This window comes from Variovorax sp. 22077 (assembly GCF_052044195.1).
GTDB lineage: Bacteria > Pseudomonadota > Gammaproteobacteria > Burkholderiales > Burkholderiaceae_C > Variovorax > Variovorax atrisoli.
This window is the reverse complement of sequence record NZ_JBQEQC010000002.1, coordinates 330,838-346,118: the sequence shown is the minus strand read 5'-3', so window position 1 is coordinate 346,118 and position 15,281 is coordinate 330,838. Positions and strand designations below refer to the sequence as shown.

Here is a 15,281-nt window from a genome sequence, read left to right as displayed (position 1 = left end):
AGGACACATATTAGCCTTGGAGCGCGGATCGTGGTGTCGTCCGGGAGCCCTTGCCCGGCGTGGGCGGCATGGCCAAACCTATAATCGTTTGTTCAAGCAAATCAAGCAGTTAGGCCGGTTCGCCGCAGTGGGTTCGACATGAGGGTCGCCATCGCCGCGCCGCCCTCGACGGCAGAAGACGAATCCAAAGATGAGCCAGCCCACATTCACGGTCGCGGACATCCGCAAGACCTTTATCGATTTCTTCGCTTCCAAGGGCCACACGGCGGTCCCGTCGAGCCCGCTCGTGCCGGGCAACGACCCGACGCTGATGTTCACCAATTCGGGCATGGTGCAGTTCAAGGACGTGTTCCTCGGCACCGACAAGCGCCCCTACAAGCGCGCAGCCTCCGTCCAGGCCTGCCTGCGCGCCGGCGGCAAGCACAACGACCTCGAGAACGTGGGCTACACGGCCCGCCACCACACCTTCTTCGAGATGCTGGGCAACTGGAGCTTCGGCGACTACTTCAAGCGCGAATCGCTCAAGTGGGGCTGGGAGCTGCTCACGCAGGTCTACAAGCTGCCCGCCGACAAGCTCCTGGCCACCGTCTACCACGAGGACGACGAGGCCTACGACATCTGGACCAAGGAAATCGGCCTGCCGCCCGAGCGCGTGATTCGCATCGGCGACAACAAGGGCGGCAAGTACAAGTCCGACAACTTCTGGATGATGGCCGACACCGGCCCCTGCGGCCCGTGTTCCGAGATCTTCTACGACCACGGCCCGCACATCCCCGGCGGCCCCCCGGGCAGCCCCGAGGAAGACGGCGACCGCTTCATCGAGATCTGGAACCACGTGTTCATGCAGTTCGACATGCAGCCCGACGGCAGCGTGGTCAAGCTGCCCGCGCCCTGCGTCGACACCGGCATGGGCCTGGAGCGCCTGGCCGCGATCCTGCAGCACGTGCACAGCAACTATGAGATCGACATCTTCGAGGCGCTGATCAAGGCCGCCGCGAAGGCGACCGGCACGCAGGACCTGTCGAACAACTCGCTCAAGGTGATCGCCGACCACATCCGCGCCACCTCGTTCCTGGTGGCCGACGGCGTGATCCCGTCGAACGAAGGCCGCGGCTACGTTCAGCGCCGCATCATCCGCCGCGCGATCCGCCACGGCTACAAGCTGGGCCAGAAGAAGCCCTTCTTCCACAAGCTGGTGCCCGAGCTCGTCAGGCTCATGGGCGAGGCCTATCCGAAGCTGGTGGCTGACGAGAAGCGCATCACCGACACGCTGAAGGCCGAAGAAGAACGCTTCTTCGAGACCCTGGCCAACGGCATGGAAATCCTCGACGCGGCGCTGGCCGGCGGTGCCAAGACGCTGCCTGGTGACGTGGCCTTCAAGCTGCACGACACCTACGGCTTCCCGCTCGACCTCTCGGCCGACGTGTGCCGCGAGCGCGGCGTGAGCGTCGACGAAGCCGGCTTCGCTGCCGCCATGGAAAAGCAGAAGGCCGCGGGCCGTGCCGCCGGCAAGTTCAAGATGGACCGCAACGTCGATTACGCCGGCGCGGGCAACACCTTCACCGGCTACGAGCGCCTGGAAGAAAGCGCCAAGGTCGTCGCGCTGTACTTCGAGGGCTCCGCCGTCGACGAGCTCAAGGAAGGCCAGAGCGGCATCGTCGTGCTCGACACCACGCCCTTCTACTCGGAAAGCGGCGGCCAGGTCGGCGACCAGGGCGTGCTCGTGGCCGAAGGCGTGCAGTTCGGCGTGGAAGACACGCAGAAGATCAAGGCCGACGTGTTCGGCCACCATGGCACCCAGACCCAGGGCACGCTGAAGGTCGGCGACACGGTCAAAGCCGCGGTCGACACCGCCCGCCGCGCCGCCACCATGCGCAACCACTCGGTCACCCACCTGATGCACAAGGCCCTGCGCGAAGTGCTCGGCGGACACGTGCAGCAGAAGGGCTCGCTGGTCGACGCGGACAAGACGCGCTTCGACTTCGCGCACAACGCGCCCGTCACGCACGAGCAGATCCTCGAGATCGAGAAGCGCGTGAACGCCGAGATCCTCGCCAACACCGAGACGCACGCCCGCGTGATGGACATGGAGTCGGCCCAGAAGACCGGCGCGATGATGCTGTTCGGCGAGAAGTACGGCGAGACCGTGCGCGTGCTCGACATCGGCACCAGCCGTGAGCTGTGCGGCGGCACCCACGTGGGCCGCACGGGCGACATCGGTCTCTTCAAGATCGTCAGCGAAGGCGGCGTGGCCGCCGGCGTGCGCCGCATCGAGGCCGTCACCGGCGCGAATGCGCTCTCTTACCTGCAGGACCTCGAATCGACCGTGCAGAGCGTGGCTGCCACGCTCAAGTCGCCGGCCGCCGAACTGCAGGGCCGGCTCTCGCAGGTGCTGGAGCAGGTGAGGGCGCTCGAGCGCGAAGTGGGCGCGCTCAAGGGCAAGCTCGCGTCGTCGCAGGGCGACGAGCTCGTGTCGCAGGCGGTGGACGTCAAGGGCATCAAGGTGCTGGCCGCCAAGCTCGACGGCGCCGACGCCAAGACGCTGCGCGAGACCATGGACAAGCTCAAGGACAAGCTCAAGACCGCCGCCATCGTGCTTGCTGCCGTCGACGGCGACAAGGTGCAGATCGCAGCCGGCGTCACCGCCGACAGCACGGGCAAGGTCAAGGCCGGCGAGCTGGTCAACTTCGTGGCCCAGCAGGTCGGCGGCAAGGGCGGCGGCAAGGCCGACATGGCCATGGCCGGCGGCACCAACGCGGCGGGCCTTCCGGCCGCGCTGCAGTCGGTGCAGGCCTGGGTATCCGAGCGCGCCTGACGGCCGGCAGCATCACCGGAACGAGCACGCCACCCATGCCAGAAGCGATCCCCGGTGAAGTGCTTGTGATGGGGGCGGGCACCATCGGGTGCTTCATCGGCGGCAGCCTCGCGGCCGCAGGCGTGCCCGTTACTTTCGTCGGCCGTCCGCGCGTGCTCGAGAAGCTCGCCAGGCACGGCCTGACGCTCACCGACATCGACGGCGCGAAGCGCACGCTGCCTGCCGATTCGCTGCGCCTTTGCGGGCAGGTGCCCGCCGGTGCGAAGCCCGCCCTGGTGCTGCTGTGCGTGAAGAGCGGCGCCACGGCCGAGGCCGCGGGCGAACTGGCCTTCTCGCTGCCGGCGGGCACGGCGGTGATCTCGCTGCAGAACGGCATCTCCAACTGCGCGGCGGCTGCGCAGACCGGTCCTTCGCTCAACGTGCGCGCCGGCATGGTTCCCTACAACGTCGCCGAGATCGGCCCGGGCGCCTTCCACCGCGGCACCGGCGGCCGTCTGGCTGCGGAAGACGACGCCGTGCTGCGCCCCTGGGTCCCGGTGTTCGAGCGCGCCGGCGTGCCGCTCGACCTGCATGCCGACCTGCTGCCCGTGCAGTGGGGCAAGCTGATGCTCAACCTCAACAACCCCGTCAACGCGCTCTCGGGCCTGCCGCTGCGCGAGGAGCTGATGCAGCGCGGCTACCGCCGCTGCTTCGCTTCGCTGATCGACGAGGCGCTGGGCGTCCTCAAGGTTGCGGGCATTGCGCCCGCGCAGGTCGCGGCGGTGCCGGCGCACCGGCTGGCCGGCCTGCTGCGGCTGCCCGACTGGATCTTCCGCATCGTCGCGGCGCGCATGCTGCGCATCGACGCCAAGGCGCGCTCCAGCATGGCCGACGACCTCGCGCTGGGCCGCCGCACCGAGATCGACGCGCTCAGCGGCGAGGTGGTGCGCCTCGCGCGCGAGCATGGCCTGAGCGCGCCGCGCAATTCGCGCATGGTTTCGCTGCTCGAGGCCTGGCCTCAGCAGCCGAAGCGCTGGACGGCACGGCAATTGCAGGACGCGCTGGGCCTGTAGCGCTAAGGTCAGGAGCCAGACAGCGCACCGGCCGGCAGGTGTGGCACGATTGATCGATTGCTCTTGCGGGGTGCGAATGTCGTTGATGCGTCTGCTCTTCCTGCTCGCCCTGTCTGGCTTGGCCGTCTACCTGGTCGACTTCTACAGTTTTGCCCTTGCTCATTCGGCCGCTGGCATTCTGGCCGTACTGCTTTGTCCAGGCATCTTGGTCTTTGTTTCCAACTGGCTGACTGGCGTGTCGGGATGGGGCGCTGCCGTGGCCCTCAACGCCGTCTGTTACGAGTTGGTCTTTCGACTCGTTCTGCGTAGGCGCAAAGCGCTCCTCGATCGCGAGAGCGACAGGGGCGCAACGACGGATGGAAGCGCCCACCATCAGCATTGAATTGCAGCAGGACCAATGCAGCCAGCACCTCGCACTCCATGAAAGCATTGCTGAAGATCGCTCTGGTGATCGGCTCCCTGGTCTTTGGAGGCTGGCTGTTTCCAATGCTGGTCTGCGCACTTCCCGGAATTTCGGATTCGCTGGTTTGTGGTCACAATTTTTGGATATTGATCCCGCCATGCGCGCTGCTTGGCGCGATTGCTGCATGGGTCGCTGTGCAGCGAATCCGATAGGGCGTCTTGCAATCAACCACGATCCGAACTCATCGGACTAGCCGGCTTTGTTTGCACGCGCCTTCGGGAAACATCGCTGCAGTTTCAAAGGGGTTGTTCTGATGCAGGTCCTGATTCTCGGCAGCGGTGTCATCGGCACCTCGATCTCTTACTACCTGGCGCACGCCGGGCACGAGGTGACGGTGCTGGAGCGCCAATCGGCGCCGGCGCTCGAAACCAGCTTCGCCAATGCGGGCGAGGTGTCGCCCGGCTATTCGGCACCCTGGGCCGGGCCCGGCGTGCCGGTCAAGGCGATCAAGTGGATGCTGATGCAGCACAGCCCGCTGGTCATCAAGCCGATGCTCGATCCGGCCATGTGGCGCTGGGGCCTCTCGATGCTGCGCAACTGCACGCAGGCGCGCTACGAGGTCAACAAGAGCCGCATGGTGCGGCTCGCCGAGTACAGCCGCGATTGCCTGAAGGCGCTGCGCGCGGACACCGGCATCGCCTACGACGAGCGCATGCAGGGCACGCTGCAGCTCTTTCGCACGCAGCAGCAGCTCGACGGCACCTCGAAGGACGTCGAAGTGCTGCAGGCCTCCGGTGTGCCCTACCAACTGCTCGACCGCGAAGGCTGCGTGCAGTATGAGCCGGCGCTCGCGGCGGTGAAGGGCAAGTTCGTCGGCGGCCTGCGGCTGCCGGGCGACGAGACCGGCGACTGCTTCAAGTTCACCCAGGCGCTGGCGAAGCTGGCCGAGGTCGAGGGCGTGAAGTTCCGGTTCGGCGTGAACATCCAGGCTCTCGAGCACGACGCTGCCAGGGGCGTGACGGCTGTGCGCACCGACGCGGGCAGCTTCACCGCCGAGCGCTATGTCGTCGCACTCGGCAGCTACTCGCCGGCGCTGGTCAGGCCGCTGGGCATCCGGCTGCCGGTGTATCCGGTCAAGGGCTTCTCGATCACGGTACCGATCACCGATGCGGGCGGCGCGCCCGAGTCCACCGTGATGGACGAGACCTTCAAGGTCGCGGTCACGCGCCTGGGCGACCGCATTCGCGTGGGCGGTACGGCGCAGCTCTCGGGCTTCGACCTGCGGCTCAACGAGCGGCGGCGCGACACGCTCGAACACGTCGTGACCGATCTCTTCCCGCGAGGCGGCAACGTGCGCGACGCCTCCTTCTGGACCGGCCTGCGTCCCATGACGCCCGACGGCACGCCGGTGATCGGCGCCACCCGCGTTCCCAACCTGATGCTGAGCACCGGCCACGGCACGCTCGGCTGGACCATGGCGGCGGGCACCGGCCGGGTGATGGCCGACCTGATCGAGGGCAGGGCGCCTGCGATCGACATGGAAGGCCTCACCGTGGCGCGCTACGGCGGCTGAGGCCTCGTTCTCTCTCTCAATCCAAACAGGGCGGCCCCAATAGGCCGCCCTGTTTTCGTTGCGATACAGGAATACGGGTTTTCCCTTAGTCATGAAGTTGTCTTCTTCGATATTCTTCGTGGCGTTCCATTAATAAATCGTTGTTTCTTTAGTGAAACAAACTTCGATCAGACGGACACGATGAAACCGACACGCCGCCATGCCATCGCCGCCGCCATTTCCATGGCCGCCGCTTGCGCCTCCGGACTCGCCTGGGCAGCCGACGGCTACCCGGCCAAGCAGATCACGCTGGTCGTCGCCTATCCGGCCGGCGGCGACACCGACGCGCTGGCGCGCCTGTTCGCGGAGAAGCTGTCGGCGCGCGTCGGCCAGACCGTGCTGGTGGACAACCGCCCCGGCGCCAGCGGCATCATCGGCAGCGCCTATGTGTCGAAGGCCGCGCCCGACGGCTACACGCTGCTGCTCGCGCCCAGCACCTTCTCGATTGCGCAGCTGGTGCTCAAGACCAACGGCTCGGGCTACGACGTGCTGAACGGCTTCACGCCGATCGTGCAGACGGGCAGCCAGCCGCTGTTCCTGGTGGCCGGCGGCAACAGCGGCCTCTCCACGCTGAAGGACGCCGTGGCTGCGGCCAAGGGCGGCAAGTCGCTGAGCTACGCGAGCCCGGGCAGCGGATCGCCGATGCACATCCTGGGTGAAATGTTCGCCCGCGCATCCGGAGTCAGCCTCGCGCACGTTCCATACAAGGGCGTGGCACCGGCCATCAACGACGTGCTGGGCGGCCACGTGCCGGTCACCTTCGTCACGCTGGGGCCGGTGGCGCCGTACCTCGCCGGCGGCAAGCTGCGCCCTCTGGCCGTGGCCTCGGCCCAGCGTTCGCCGCTCGCGCCCAACGTGCCCACGCTGGCCGAGCAGGGCTACAAGGACGTCGAGGTGACCGCCTGGAACGGCCTCTGGGGCCCGCGCAACCTGCCGCCCGAGATCGTGAAGACGCTCAACGGCCACTTCAACGAGATCCTGAAGATGCCCGAGATCGTCTCGCGCATGGCCGTGCTCGGCACCACGCCCGTGGGCGGCGACGCCGACGTGCTCGGCAAGACCAACGCCGCCGACTACGCGCGATTCGGCAAGGTCATCAAGGAGCTCGGCATCCAGGCCGACTGATCCGCACGACCGACCCACGCACCTCATTTCCATGACCGAACTCAAAGCCATAGCCGACCCCTCGAGCCTGCAGGCGCTGCTCGCCGAGATGCCCGCCAACCTGCTGGCCGGCCGCCGCGTGCTCGTGACCGGCGGCGCGCGCGGCCTGGGCCTCGCCTTCGCGCAATGCATCGCCGCCGCGGGCGCGAGCGTGGTGCTGGCCGACATCCTCGGCGAACTGGCCGAGACCGAGGCGAAGGCGCTGCGCGAAGCGGGCCGCAACGCCCATGCGCTGCCGGTCGACCTGGCCAACCCGGGCTCCGTGGTTGCCTGCGCCGACGAGGCCATCCGCCTGCTCGGCGGCCTCGACGGTCTCGTCAACAACGCCGCCATCACCAACTCCGGCGGCCGCGACGCGCACCAGCTCGAGATCGACGTGTGGGACCGCGTGATGAACGTCAACGTGCGCGGCAGCTGGCTCATGGGCCGCGCCTGCCGCGCCGCGCTGGCCGAAAGCGGCCGCGGCGCGATCGTCAACCTCGCCTCCGACACCGCGCTGTGGGGCGCGCCCAACCTGCTGGCCTATGCGTCGAGCAAGGGCGCGGTCATTTCCATGACGCGCTCGCTGGCGCGCGAGTGGGGCGGCGACGACATCACCGTCAACGCCGTGGCGCCCGGCCTCACGCTGGTGGAGGCCACCGAATACGTGCCGATGGCGCGCCACCAGAAGTACCTCGAAGGCCGCGCCATTCCGCGCGAGCAGCAGGCCGCCGACGTGTGCGGCGCCACCGTCTTCCTTCTCTCGGGGCTCGCGCGCTTCGTGACGGGCCAGCTGCTGGCCGTCAACGGCGGCTTCGCGATGCACTGAGAGCGAACCCACGCACCCGATTTTTCCGACCAAGGAGTCAACCCGATGAGCGACCTGTCCGAACAGCAGAAGATCAACCCCGCGGCCACCAGCACGCTGGCCCAGCCCGAAGGCAGCAGCCTCGCGGAGTGGATGAACACCCGCATCGCCCGCTACGAGACCCGCAAGTACGACTGGGACGCGCTGAAGTTCCAGGCCGACTTCGACCCCAAGTACCGCCGCGCCCAGATGCGCTACGTGGGCACCGGCGGCACCGGCGTCGCCGCCGACGTCAACACCGTGCCCGCCGAGCACTTCACCTTCTCGACCATGGTGATCCCCGCCGGCCACGAAGGCCCGCCGCACCTGCACACCGACGTGGAGGAAGTGTTCTTCCTGATCCGCGGCAAGCTCAAGGTGGTGATCGAGAAGGACGGCGAGCGCTTCGAGACCATCATGACCGACCGCGACCTGATCTCGGTGCCGCCCGGCGTGTACCGCGAGGAGATCAACATCGGCGACGAGGACGCGCTGATGTGCGTGATGCTCGGCGCGAAGAAGCCGGTGACGCCGACGTACCCGGCCGATCACCCCCTCGCCAAGATCAAGCGATAAGGCGAACCCCTCAGGCCCGCCCACTCCGTGCGGCCGCCGCCCCCTTGCAGGGGCGGTACCTGCGGCCCGGCAAGGCCGGTTCCGCGGTATTCCCGAAAAAAGACCCTCAGCCCATGAACCACGCTGCCCATCCTGATGCGCTCCTGCCAGCCTCCGAGCTGGCACGGCTCGACGCCCGCTTTCCGGCGCGCGATGTCGCGGTCGGCGGCGGCGCGGTGGTGTCGGTGCGCGAGTGCGGGCGGGGCGCGGCCATCGTGTGCCTGCACGGCATCGGCTCGGGCGCGGCATCGTGGATCGACACCGCCGCGCTGCTCGCATCACAGGCCCGCGTGATTGCCTGGGATGCGCCCGGCTACGGAAGCTCCACGCCGCTCGAGGCCGGTGCGCCGACCGCCGCCGACTACGCGGCGCGCCTGGGCGCCTTGCTCGATGCGCTGGAGATCGATTCGTGCGTGCTGGTCGGCCATTCGCTCGGTGCCATCACCGCCGCCTCGGCCGCGCGCAGCGATGCGCGCGTCCATCGGCTGGTGCTGGTCAGCCCGGCCATCGGCTACGGCGCGGCGTCTCGTGCGGAAGCCCGCGCCAGGGTCCGCGCCGAACGCCTCGCCACGCTCGACGAACTCGGCATCGCAGGCATGGCCGCGAAGCGTTCGGCCCGGCTGGTTTCCGACAACGCCTCCGAGCACGCCCGCCAGTGGGTGCGCTGGAACATGGCTCGGCTGAACGACCGCGGCTACCGCCAGGCGGTCGAGCTGCTGTGCAACGGCGACCTTCTGGCCGACCTGCCGCCGCCCATGCCGGTGCGCGTGGCCTGCGGCGCGCTCGACGTGGTCACGCCGCCGTCGGCCTGCGAAGAAGTCGCGCGCCAGTGCGGAGTGCCGCTCGAATTGGTGGAGGATGCGGGCCACGCCGGCTATGTGGAGCAACCACAGGCCGTCGCCAAGCTGCTGCGCGAATCGCTCGCCGGCTGACCGCAATCACACAGAGACATCCGAGGAAGGAACCACTGGCATGGCCAACAACAACAACGACGGCAACGAAGCGATTGAAGAGGGCGCCGACCGCTACAACGTGCCCGCGCTGGAGCGCGGGCTGCGCGTGCTGTGCGAGTTCAGCCGCGAAAGCCGCACGCTCTCGGCGCCTGAACTGGCGCGCCGCTTCGACCTGCCGCGCTCGACCGTCTTCCGCCTGCTCACCACGCTGGAGAACATGGGTTTTCTCGAGCGCACCGAGGGCGGTCGCGACTACCGCCTGGGCCTGGCCGTGCTGCGCCTGGGCTTCGAATACCTCGCCTCGCTGGAGCTCACCCAGCTGGGCACGCCGCTGCTCAACCGCCTGTGCGATGAGCTGCGCACACCCTGCAACCTGGTGGTGCGCGACGGCCGCTCCATCGTCTACGTCGCCAAGGTCGCGCCGCCCACGCCCTTCGCGAGCTCGGTCACCGTGGGCACGCGGCTGCCGGCCCATGCCACGGTGCTGGGCCGCATCCTGCTCGAAGACCTCACGTTGCCGCAGCTGCGCGCGCTCTACCCCGAAGACAAGCTCGAGACCTTCTCGCCGAGCACGCCCAAGACCGTGAACGAACTCTTCGACATGGTGCAGGCCGACCGCCAGCGCGGCTACGTGCTGGGCGAGGGCTTCTTCGAATCGAACATCTCCAGCATCGCCGCGCCGGTGCGCGACCACAGCGGCCACATCGTCGCCGCCCTGGGCGCCACCGTCACCGCCAGCCACATCGAGGAAAGCCGCATCGACGAGATGGTGCAGCGCGTGCGCGGCACGGCCGACGAGATCTCCGGCCTGCTCAATTACTCGCCCGCGCGCACCGCCAAGGTGGTGCCGCTGCGCTCCGCATGACCCTGAAACCATGACAGACCAGGCTCTTCCTTCCTTCTTCGCCGCCGATGCGCTGGCCGGCCGCGTGGCCGTGGTCACGGGCGGTTCGTCGGGCATCGGCCTGGCCATCGTCGAGCTGCTGCTGGGCTGCGGCGCCGCCGTCGCGCTGTGCGGCCGCAATGCCGAGCGGCTCGACGGCGCCGTGGCCGGCCTGCGCAGTCAGTTTCCGGACGCGAAGCTCTTCGCCCAGCCTTGCGACGTGCTAGATGCCTCCTCGGTGCGCGCCTTCGCCGCCGCCAGCGAAGCCGCGCTCGGCCCGGCCTCGATGCTGGTCAACAACGCGGGGCAGGGCAGGGTCTCGACTTTCGCGAACACCGACGACGAGGCCTGGACCGAAGAGCTGAACCTGAAATTCTTCTCCGTCATCAATCCCACGCGCGCCTTCCTGCCGCAGCTCGCGGCACAGCGTGCGGTGCTGGGCGATGCCGCCATCGTCTGCGCCAACTCGCTGCTGGCGCGCCAGCCCGAGCCGCACATGGTCGCCACCTCGGCCGCGCGCGCCGGCCTGCTGAACCTCGTGCGTTCCATGGCGACCGAATTCGCGCCGCAGGGCGTGCGCGTCAACGGCATCCTGATCGGCCTGGTGGAGTCGGGCCAGTGGCGCCGCCGCTTCGAGGCGCGCGAAGACAAGTCGCTCGACTGGGCCGCCTGGAGCGGCCAGCTCGCGAAGAACAAGCACATCCCGCTGGGTCGCCTGGGGCTTCCGACCGAAGCCGCGCGCGCGATCCTTTTCCTCGCTTCGCCCCTCGCGTCGTACACGACGGGCAGCCACATCGACATTTCCGGAGGCCTGTCACGCCATGCATAACCCCAACAACACCGTCACCGTCGGCGCCGTCGTCGCCGCCTTTCTCGAACAGTGCGGCGTCAAGGCGGCCTTCGGCGTGATCTCGATCCACAACATGCCGATCCTCGATGCCTTCGCGCAGCGCGGCACGGTGCGTTTCATCTCGGCGCGCGGAGAAGCCGGCGCGGGCAACATGGCCGACGCCTACGCGCGATCCACCGCCAGCCTGGGCGTGTGCATCACCAGCACCGGGCCTGCCGCGGGCAACATCGCGGGCAGCATGGTCGAGGCCCTGACGGCCGGCGCGCCGCTGCTGCACATCACCGGGCAGATCGAGACGCCGTACCTCGACAAGGGCATGTCGTACATCCACGAGGCGCCCGACCAGCTCACCATGCTCAAGGCCGTGTCGAAGGCCGCGCTGCGCGTGCGCAGCGTCGAGACGGTGCTCGGCACGCTCAAGCGCGCGGTGCAGCTCGCGCTGACGGCGCCGACCGGCCCGGTCAGCGTCGAGATCCCGATCGACATCCAGTCGGCGCTGACCACGATGCCGGCCGACCTGTCGCCGCTGCCCGTCGAGCGCTCCGTGCCGTCGGCCGCCGCACTCGACGCGCTGGCCGCGCGCCTCGCCGTTGCAAGGCGCCCGATGCTGTGGGTCGGCGGCGGTGCCCGCCATGCCCGCGCCTCCATCCAGCGCCTGCAGAAACTCGGCTTCGGTGTCGTCACGACGACGCAGGGCCGCGGCACGGTGCCCGAGGACGACGCCGGTTCGCTCGGCGCCTACAACATCCAGAAGCCGGTCGAGGCCCTCTACCAGACCTGCGACGCGATGCTCGTGGTCGGTTCGCGCCTGCGCGGCAACGAGACGCTCAAGTACGAGCTGAAGCTGCCCCGCCCGCTGTACCGCATCGACGTCGACGCCGCCGCCGAAGGCCGCTGCTACGCGTCCGAGGCCTTCGTCTGCGGCGATTCCGCGCTGGCCCTCGAAGGCCTGGCCGACCGCCTCGAAGCCGCCAGGTACAAGGCCGACCCGCAGCTGCTGGTCGACCTGCGCGCCGCGCACGACCAGGCGGTTGCGGGGCTGCGCGACGGCCTCGGCCCGTACGCCGAACTCGTGCGCCAGCTCCAGTCGGCGGCCGGGCGCAACTTCAACTGGGTGCGCGACGTGACCGTCTCCAACAGCACCTGGGGCAACCGCGAGCTGCGCGTCTTCGAACCGAGCGCCGGCGTGCACGCCACGGGCGGCGGCATCGGCCAGGGCATGCCGATGGCCATCGGCGCGGCCATCGGCGCGGCGGTGACGGGCTCGGGCCGCAAGACCTTCTGCCTTGCCGGCGACGGCGGCTTCATCCTGAACCTGGGCGAGCTGGCCTGCATGGTGCAGGAGAAGGCACCGATGGTGATCGTGCTCATGAACGACAAGAGCTACGGCGTCATCAAGAACATCCAGGACGCGCAGTACGGCGGCCGCCAGTGCTACGCCGAGCTGCACACGCCCGACTACGACCTGCTGTGCAAGTCGATCGCGCTGCCGCATGCCCGCGTGCAGGACCTGGCCGAGCTGCCCGCCCGCATCGGCGAGGCGCTGGCGGCCGAGGGCCCGTTCCTGCTTGAGATCGACATGCTCTCGATCGGCAGCTTCAAGACCACCTTCGCCGGCCCGCCGACCAACACGGTCACGCAGATCCCGGCGCTCGGCACGGTGGGCAAGTGAGGGAAGGCCGTTCCATGCCCACGCCAACGCCAACGCCAACGCGGATCGCACTCGTCGGCTGCGGAGCGATCGGCACCTCGGTGCTCGAACTGCTCCACGGCGATCCCGCGCTGAAGGTGGTGGCTGTCGTCGTGCCCGCCGACGCCATCGCCGCTGCGCAGAAGGCTGCACCCGACGCGCAGGTGGGCAGCGCGGTGCCCGCCGACGGCATCGACCTCGTGGTCGAGACTGCAGGCCATGCCGCCATCGAGCAGCACGTGCTGCCCGCGCTGGCGCGAGGCCTGCCCTGCGTGGTCGCCTCGGTCGGCGCGCTGTCGGCCACCGGCCTTGCGGAGAAGCTCGAAGCCGCGGCGGTTGCCGGCAGCACGCAGGTGCAGCTGATTCCGGGCGCCATCGGCGCCATCGACGCGCTCGCTGCCGCCCGCATCGGCGGCCTCGACAGCGTGCGCTACACCGGCCGCAAGCCGCCGCTGGCCTGGAAGGGCACGCCGGCCGAGCAGGGCCGCGACCTGGGCGCGCTGGCGCATGAAACCGTGATCTTCGAAGGCAGTGCACGCGAAGCGGCCTTGCTCTATCCGAAGAACGCCAACGTCGCGGCCACTATCTCGCTCGCGGGGCTGGGGCTCGACAGGACGATGGTGCGCCTCATCGCCGACCCGGCCACCGCCGAGAACGTGCACACCGTCGAGGCCGAGGGCGCCTTCGGCAGCTTCGAGCTGACCATGCGCAACAAGCCGCTGGCGGCCAACCCCAAGACATCCGCGCTCACCGTCTACAGCGCCGTGCGCGCGCTGCGCAACCGCGTGGCCGCGCTCGCCATCTGAATCCGCCGTCTTCCATGATCTCCTCCGAACTCCTTCCGATCTGCATCGCCGGCGAATGGCGCCTGGGTGGCGGCGACGTCTACGAAAGCCTCTATCCGGCCACCGGCGAGCCCATCGCGCGCCTGCGGGCCGCGAGCCTGGCCGACGTCGAGGAAGCCATCGCGGGCGCAGACCGCGCCTTCCGCACGAGTGGCTGGGCGCAGCGCCTGCCCCACGAGCGCGCGGCCGTGCTGCATCGCGTGGCGCAGCTGATCCGCGAAGAGGCCGAATCGCTCGCGCAGAAGCAGCGCCTGGACAACGGCAAGCCGATCAACGAGACCCGCAACCTCGTGGCCAGCGCCGCGGGCACCTTCCAGTTCTTCGCGGCAGCGCTGGAGACGCTGGAGGAAACCATCACGCCGTCGCGCGGCGCCTTCGTCACGATGAGCGTGCACGAGCCCATGGGCGTGGTCGCCGCCATCACGCCGTGGAACTCGCCCATCGCCAGCGAGGCGCAGAAGCTGGCGCCCGCACTGGCCGCGGGCAACGCCGTGGTGGTGAAGCCCGCCGAGGTCACGCCGCTGATGGCGCTGGAGCTGGCGCGCATCTGCGAGAAGGCCGGCGTGCCCAAGGGCATCGTCAGCGTGCTGCCGGGCAGGGGCTCGGTGATCGGCGACGCGATCACCAAGCATCCGCTGGTCAAGCGCGTGTCGTTCACCGGCGGCACCACCACCGGCAGGCACATCGCCCACATCGCGGCCGACAAGATGATGCCGGTGTCGCTGGAACTCGGCGGCAAGTCGCCGACCATGGTGCTGGACGATGCCGATCTCGACCACGCGGTGAACGGCGTGCTCTACGGCATCTTCAGCTCGTCGGGCGAGTCGTGCATCGCGGGCTCGCGCCTGTTCGTGGCGCGCGGCATCTACGACGAGTTCCTCACCCGGCTGGCCGAAGGCGCCAACGCGCTGCGCGTGGGCGATCCGGCTTCGGAGCGCACGCAGATGGGCCCGCTCATCACCGCGAAGCACCGCGAGGGCATCGAGCGCTATGTGGAGCTCGGCGTTTCCGAAGGCGGCAGGATTCGCACGGGCGGCGTACGCCCGCATGGCGACGGCTATGACCGCGGCTACTTCTACAAGCCGACCATCATCGAGGGCCTGACAAACGGCGCCCGCATCAGCCAGGAAGAGATCTTCGGCCCGGTGCTGGTCGCCATGCCCTTTGACAGCGAGGAAGAACTGATCGCGCAGGCCAACGACAGCGTCTACGCGCTGGCGGCCGGCGTGTGGAGCCGCGACTTCAAGCGTGCCTGGAAGCTGGGGCGCGCGGTGCAGGCCGGCACGGTCTGGGTCAACACCTACAAGCAGTTCTCGGTGTCCACGCCCTTCGGCGGCTGGCGCGACAGCGGCCTGGGCCGCGAGAAGGGCCGCGAAGGCATCTTCCAGTACATGGAGCAGAAGAGCATGTACTGGGGCACCAATGACCAGCCTCTGCCTTGGGCAGCACCATGAAAACCCCCGGGCTTCGCGCACTTCGTGTCGCTGCGCCAACCCCCTTGCGGGGGGCGATACCTGCGGCCCGGCAAAGCCGGTTCCGCGGTATTCCTGGAACGAGATGTTCGATGCCGCGC

The 15,281-nt window shown here is 68.8% G+C and carries 14 protein-coding genes; all 14 read left to right on the top strand.

Annotation, left to right across the window (positions count from 1 at the left end; genetic code table 11):
- Positions 1-190 precede the first annotated feature (190 nt).
- Positions 191-2,815, top strand: a complete 2,625-nt coding sequence (gene alaS / locus ACTJLF_RS04100; RefSeq protein ID WP_440882539.1) for an alanine--tRNA ligase — start codon at positions 191-193, stop codon at positions 2,813-2,815.
- Positions 2,816-2,850: 35 nt separating this feature from the next.
- A complete protein-coding gene (locus tag ACTJLF_RS04095; RefSeq protein WP_019652113.1) occupies positions 2,851-3,867 on the top strand; it encodes a 2-dehydropantoate 2-reductase in 1,017 nt (338 codons plus the stop codon).
- An 85-nt stretch (positions 3,868-3,952) separates the two neighbouring features.
- Positions 3,953-4,249 carry a hypothetical protein gene (locus ACTJLF_RS04090; RefSeq protein WP_132751340.1) on the top strand — a complete coding sequence of 99 codons (297 nt, stop codon included), beginning with the start codon at positions 3,953-3,955 and terminating at the stop codon, positions 4,247-4,249.
- Positions 4,250-4,287: 38 nt separating this feature from the next.
- A complete protein-coding gene (locus tag ACTJLF_RS04085; RefSeq protein WP_132751339.1) occupies positions 4,288-4,482 on the top strand; it encodes a hypothetical protein in 195 nt (64 codons plus the stop codon).
- 101 nt (positions 4,483-4,583) lie between these two features.
- Entirely contained in the window at positions 4,584-5,843 is a 1,260-nt protein-coding gene (locus ACTJLF_RS04080; RefSeq protein ID WP_440882538.1) for a D-amino acid dehydrogenase, read from the top strand.
- Between the two features lie 180 nt (positions 5,844-6,023).
- A complete protein-coding gene (locus tag ACTJLF_RS04075; protein WP_440882537.1) occupies positions 6,024-7,007 on the top strand; it encodes a Bug family tripartite tricarboxylate transporter substrate binding protein in 984 nt (327 codons plus the stop codon).
- Between the two features lie 31 nt (positions 7,008-7,038).
- Positions 7,039-7,854 (top strand): SDR family oxidoreductase, encoded by an 816-nt coding sequence (locus ACTJLF_RS04070; RefSeq protein ID WP_132751337.1) that lies wholly within the window; start codon positions 7,039-7,041, stop codon positions 7,852-7,854.
- A gap of 45 nt (positions 7,855-7,899) precedes the next feature.
- Positions 7,900-8,448, top strand: coding sequence for a cupin domain-containing protein (locus ACTJLF_RS04065; RefSeq protein ID WP_019652117.1), 549 nt, complete (start codon positions 7,900-7,902; stop codon positions 8,446-8,448).
- 113 nt (positions 8,449-8,561) lie between these two features.
- Positions 8,562-9,419: an alpha/beta fold hydrolase gene (locus ACTJLF_RS04060; protein ID WP_440882536.1), complete on the top strand. Its 858-nt coding sequence runs from the start codon at positions 8,562-8,564 to the stop codon at positions 9,417-9,419.
- A gap of 40 nt (positions 9,420-9,459) precedes the next feature.
- Positions 9,460-10,305, top strand: coding sequence for an IclR family transcriptional regulator (locus tag ACTJLF_RS04055; protein ID WP_019652119.1), 846 nt, complete (start codon positions 9,460-9,462; stop codon positions 10,303-10,305).
- Between the two features lie 10 nt (positions 10,306-10,315).
- On the top strand, positions 10,316-11,152 hold the full coding sequence (locus ACTJLF_RS04050; RefSeq protein ID WP_440882535.1) for an SDR family oxidoreductase: 837 nt from the start codon (positions 10,316-10,318) through the stop codon (positions 11,150-11,152).
- Positions 11,145-12,845 (top strand): thiamine pyrophosphate-binding protein, encoded by a 1,701-nt coding sequence (locus ACTJLF_RS04045; RefSeq protein WP_354409350.1) that lies wholly within the window; start codon positions 11,145-11,147, stop codon positions 12,843-12,845. The genes ACTJLF_RS04050 and ACTJLF_RS04045 overlap by 8 nt, the downstream gene beginning before the upstream one ends.
- 14 nt (positions 12,846-12,859) lie before the next feature.
- Entirely contained in the window at positions 12,860-13,669 is an 810-nt protein-coding gene (locus tag ACTJLF_RS04040) for an aspartate dehydrogenase (RefSeq protein ID WP_440882534.1), read from the top strand.
- A gap of 14 nt (positions 13,670-13,683) precedes the next feature.
- Positions 13,684-15,162, top strand: a complete 1,479-nt coding sequence (locus ACTJLF_RS04035) for an aldehyde dehydrogenase (RefSeq protein ID WP_126182126.1) — start codon at positions 13,684-13,686, stop codon at positions 15,160-15,162.
- The last annotated feature ends 119 nt before the right edge of the window (positions 15,163-15,281 follow it).

Bases quoted from the DNA above. Each gene is read 5' to 3' on its own strand.
- alaS (WP_440882539.1), top strand. From the start codon at position 191: ATGAGCCAGCCCACATTCACGGTCGCGGACATCCGCAAGACCTTTATC.
- ACTJLF_RS04095 (WP_019652113.1), top strand. From the start codon at position 2,851: ATGCCAGAAGCGATCCCCGGTGAAGTGCTTGTGATGGGGGCGGGCACC.
- ACTJLF_RS04090 (WP_132751340.1), top strand. From the start codon at position 3,953: ATGCGTCTGCTCTTCCTGCTCGCCCTGTCTGGCTTGGCCGTCTACCTG.
- ACTJLF_RS04085 (WP_132751339.1), top strand. From the start codon at position 4,288: ATGAAAGCATTGCTGAAGATCGCTCTGGTGATCGGCTCCCTGGTCTTT.
- ACTJLF_RS04080 (WP_440882538.1), top strand. From the start codon at position 4,584: ATGCAGGTCCTGATTCTCGGCAGCGGTGTCATCGGCACCTCGATCTCT.
- ACTJLF_RS04075 (WP_440882537.1), top strand. From the start codon at position 6,024: ATGAAACCGACACGCCGCCATGCCATCGCCGCCGCCATTTCCATGGCC.
- ACTJLF_RS04070 (WP_132751337.1), top strand. From the start codon at position 7,039: ATGACCGAACTCAAAGCCATAGCCGACCCCTCGAGCCTGCAGGCGCTG.
- ACTJLF_RS04065 (WP_019652117.1), top strand. From the start codon at position 7,900: ATGAGCGACCTGTCCGAACAGCAGAAGATCAACCCCGCGGCCACCAGC.
- ACTJLF_RS04060 (WP_440882536.1), top strand. From the start codon at position 8,562: ATGAACCACGCTGCCCATCCTGATGCGCTCCTGCCAGCCTCCGAGCTG.
- ACTJLF_RS04055 (WP_019652119.1), top strand. From the start codon at position 9,460: ATGGCCAACAACAACAACGACGGCAACGAAGCGATTGAAGAGGGCGCC.
- ACTJLF_RS04050 (WP_440882535.1), top strand. From the start codon at position 10,316: ATGACAGACCAGGCTCTTCCTTCCTTCTTCGCCGCCGATGCGCTGGCC.
- ACTJLF_RS04045 (WP_354409350.1), top strand. From the start codon at position 11,145: ATGCATAACCCCAACAACACCGTCACCGTCGGCGCCGTCGTCGCCGCC.
- ACTJLF_RS04040 (WP_440882534.1), top strand. From the start codon at position 12,860: ATGCCCACGCCAACGCCAACGCCAACGCGGATCGCACTCGTCGGCTGC.
- ACTJLF_RS04035 (WP_126182126.1), top strand. From the start codon at position 13,684: ATGATCTCCTCCGAACTCCTTCCGATCTGCATCGCCGGCGAATGGCGC.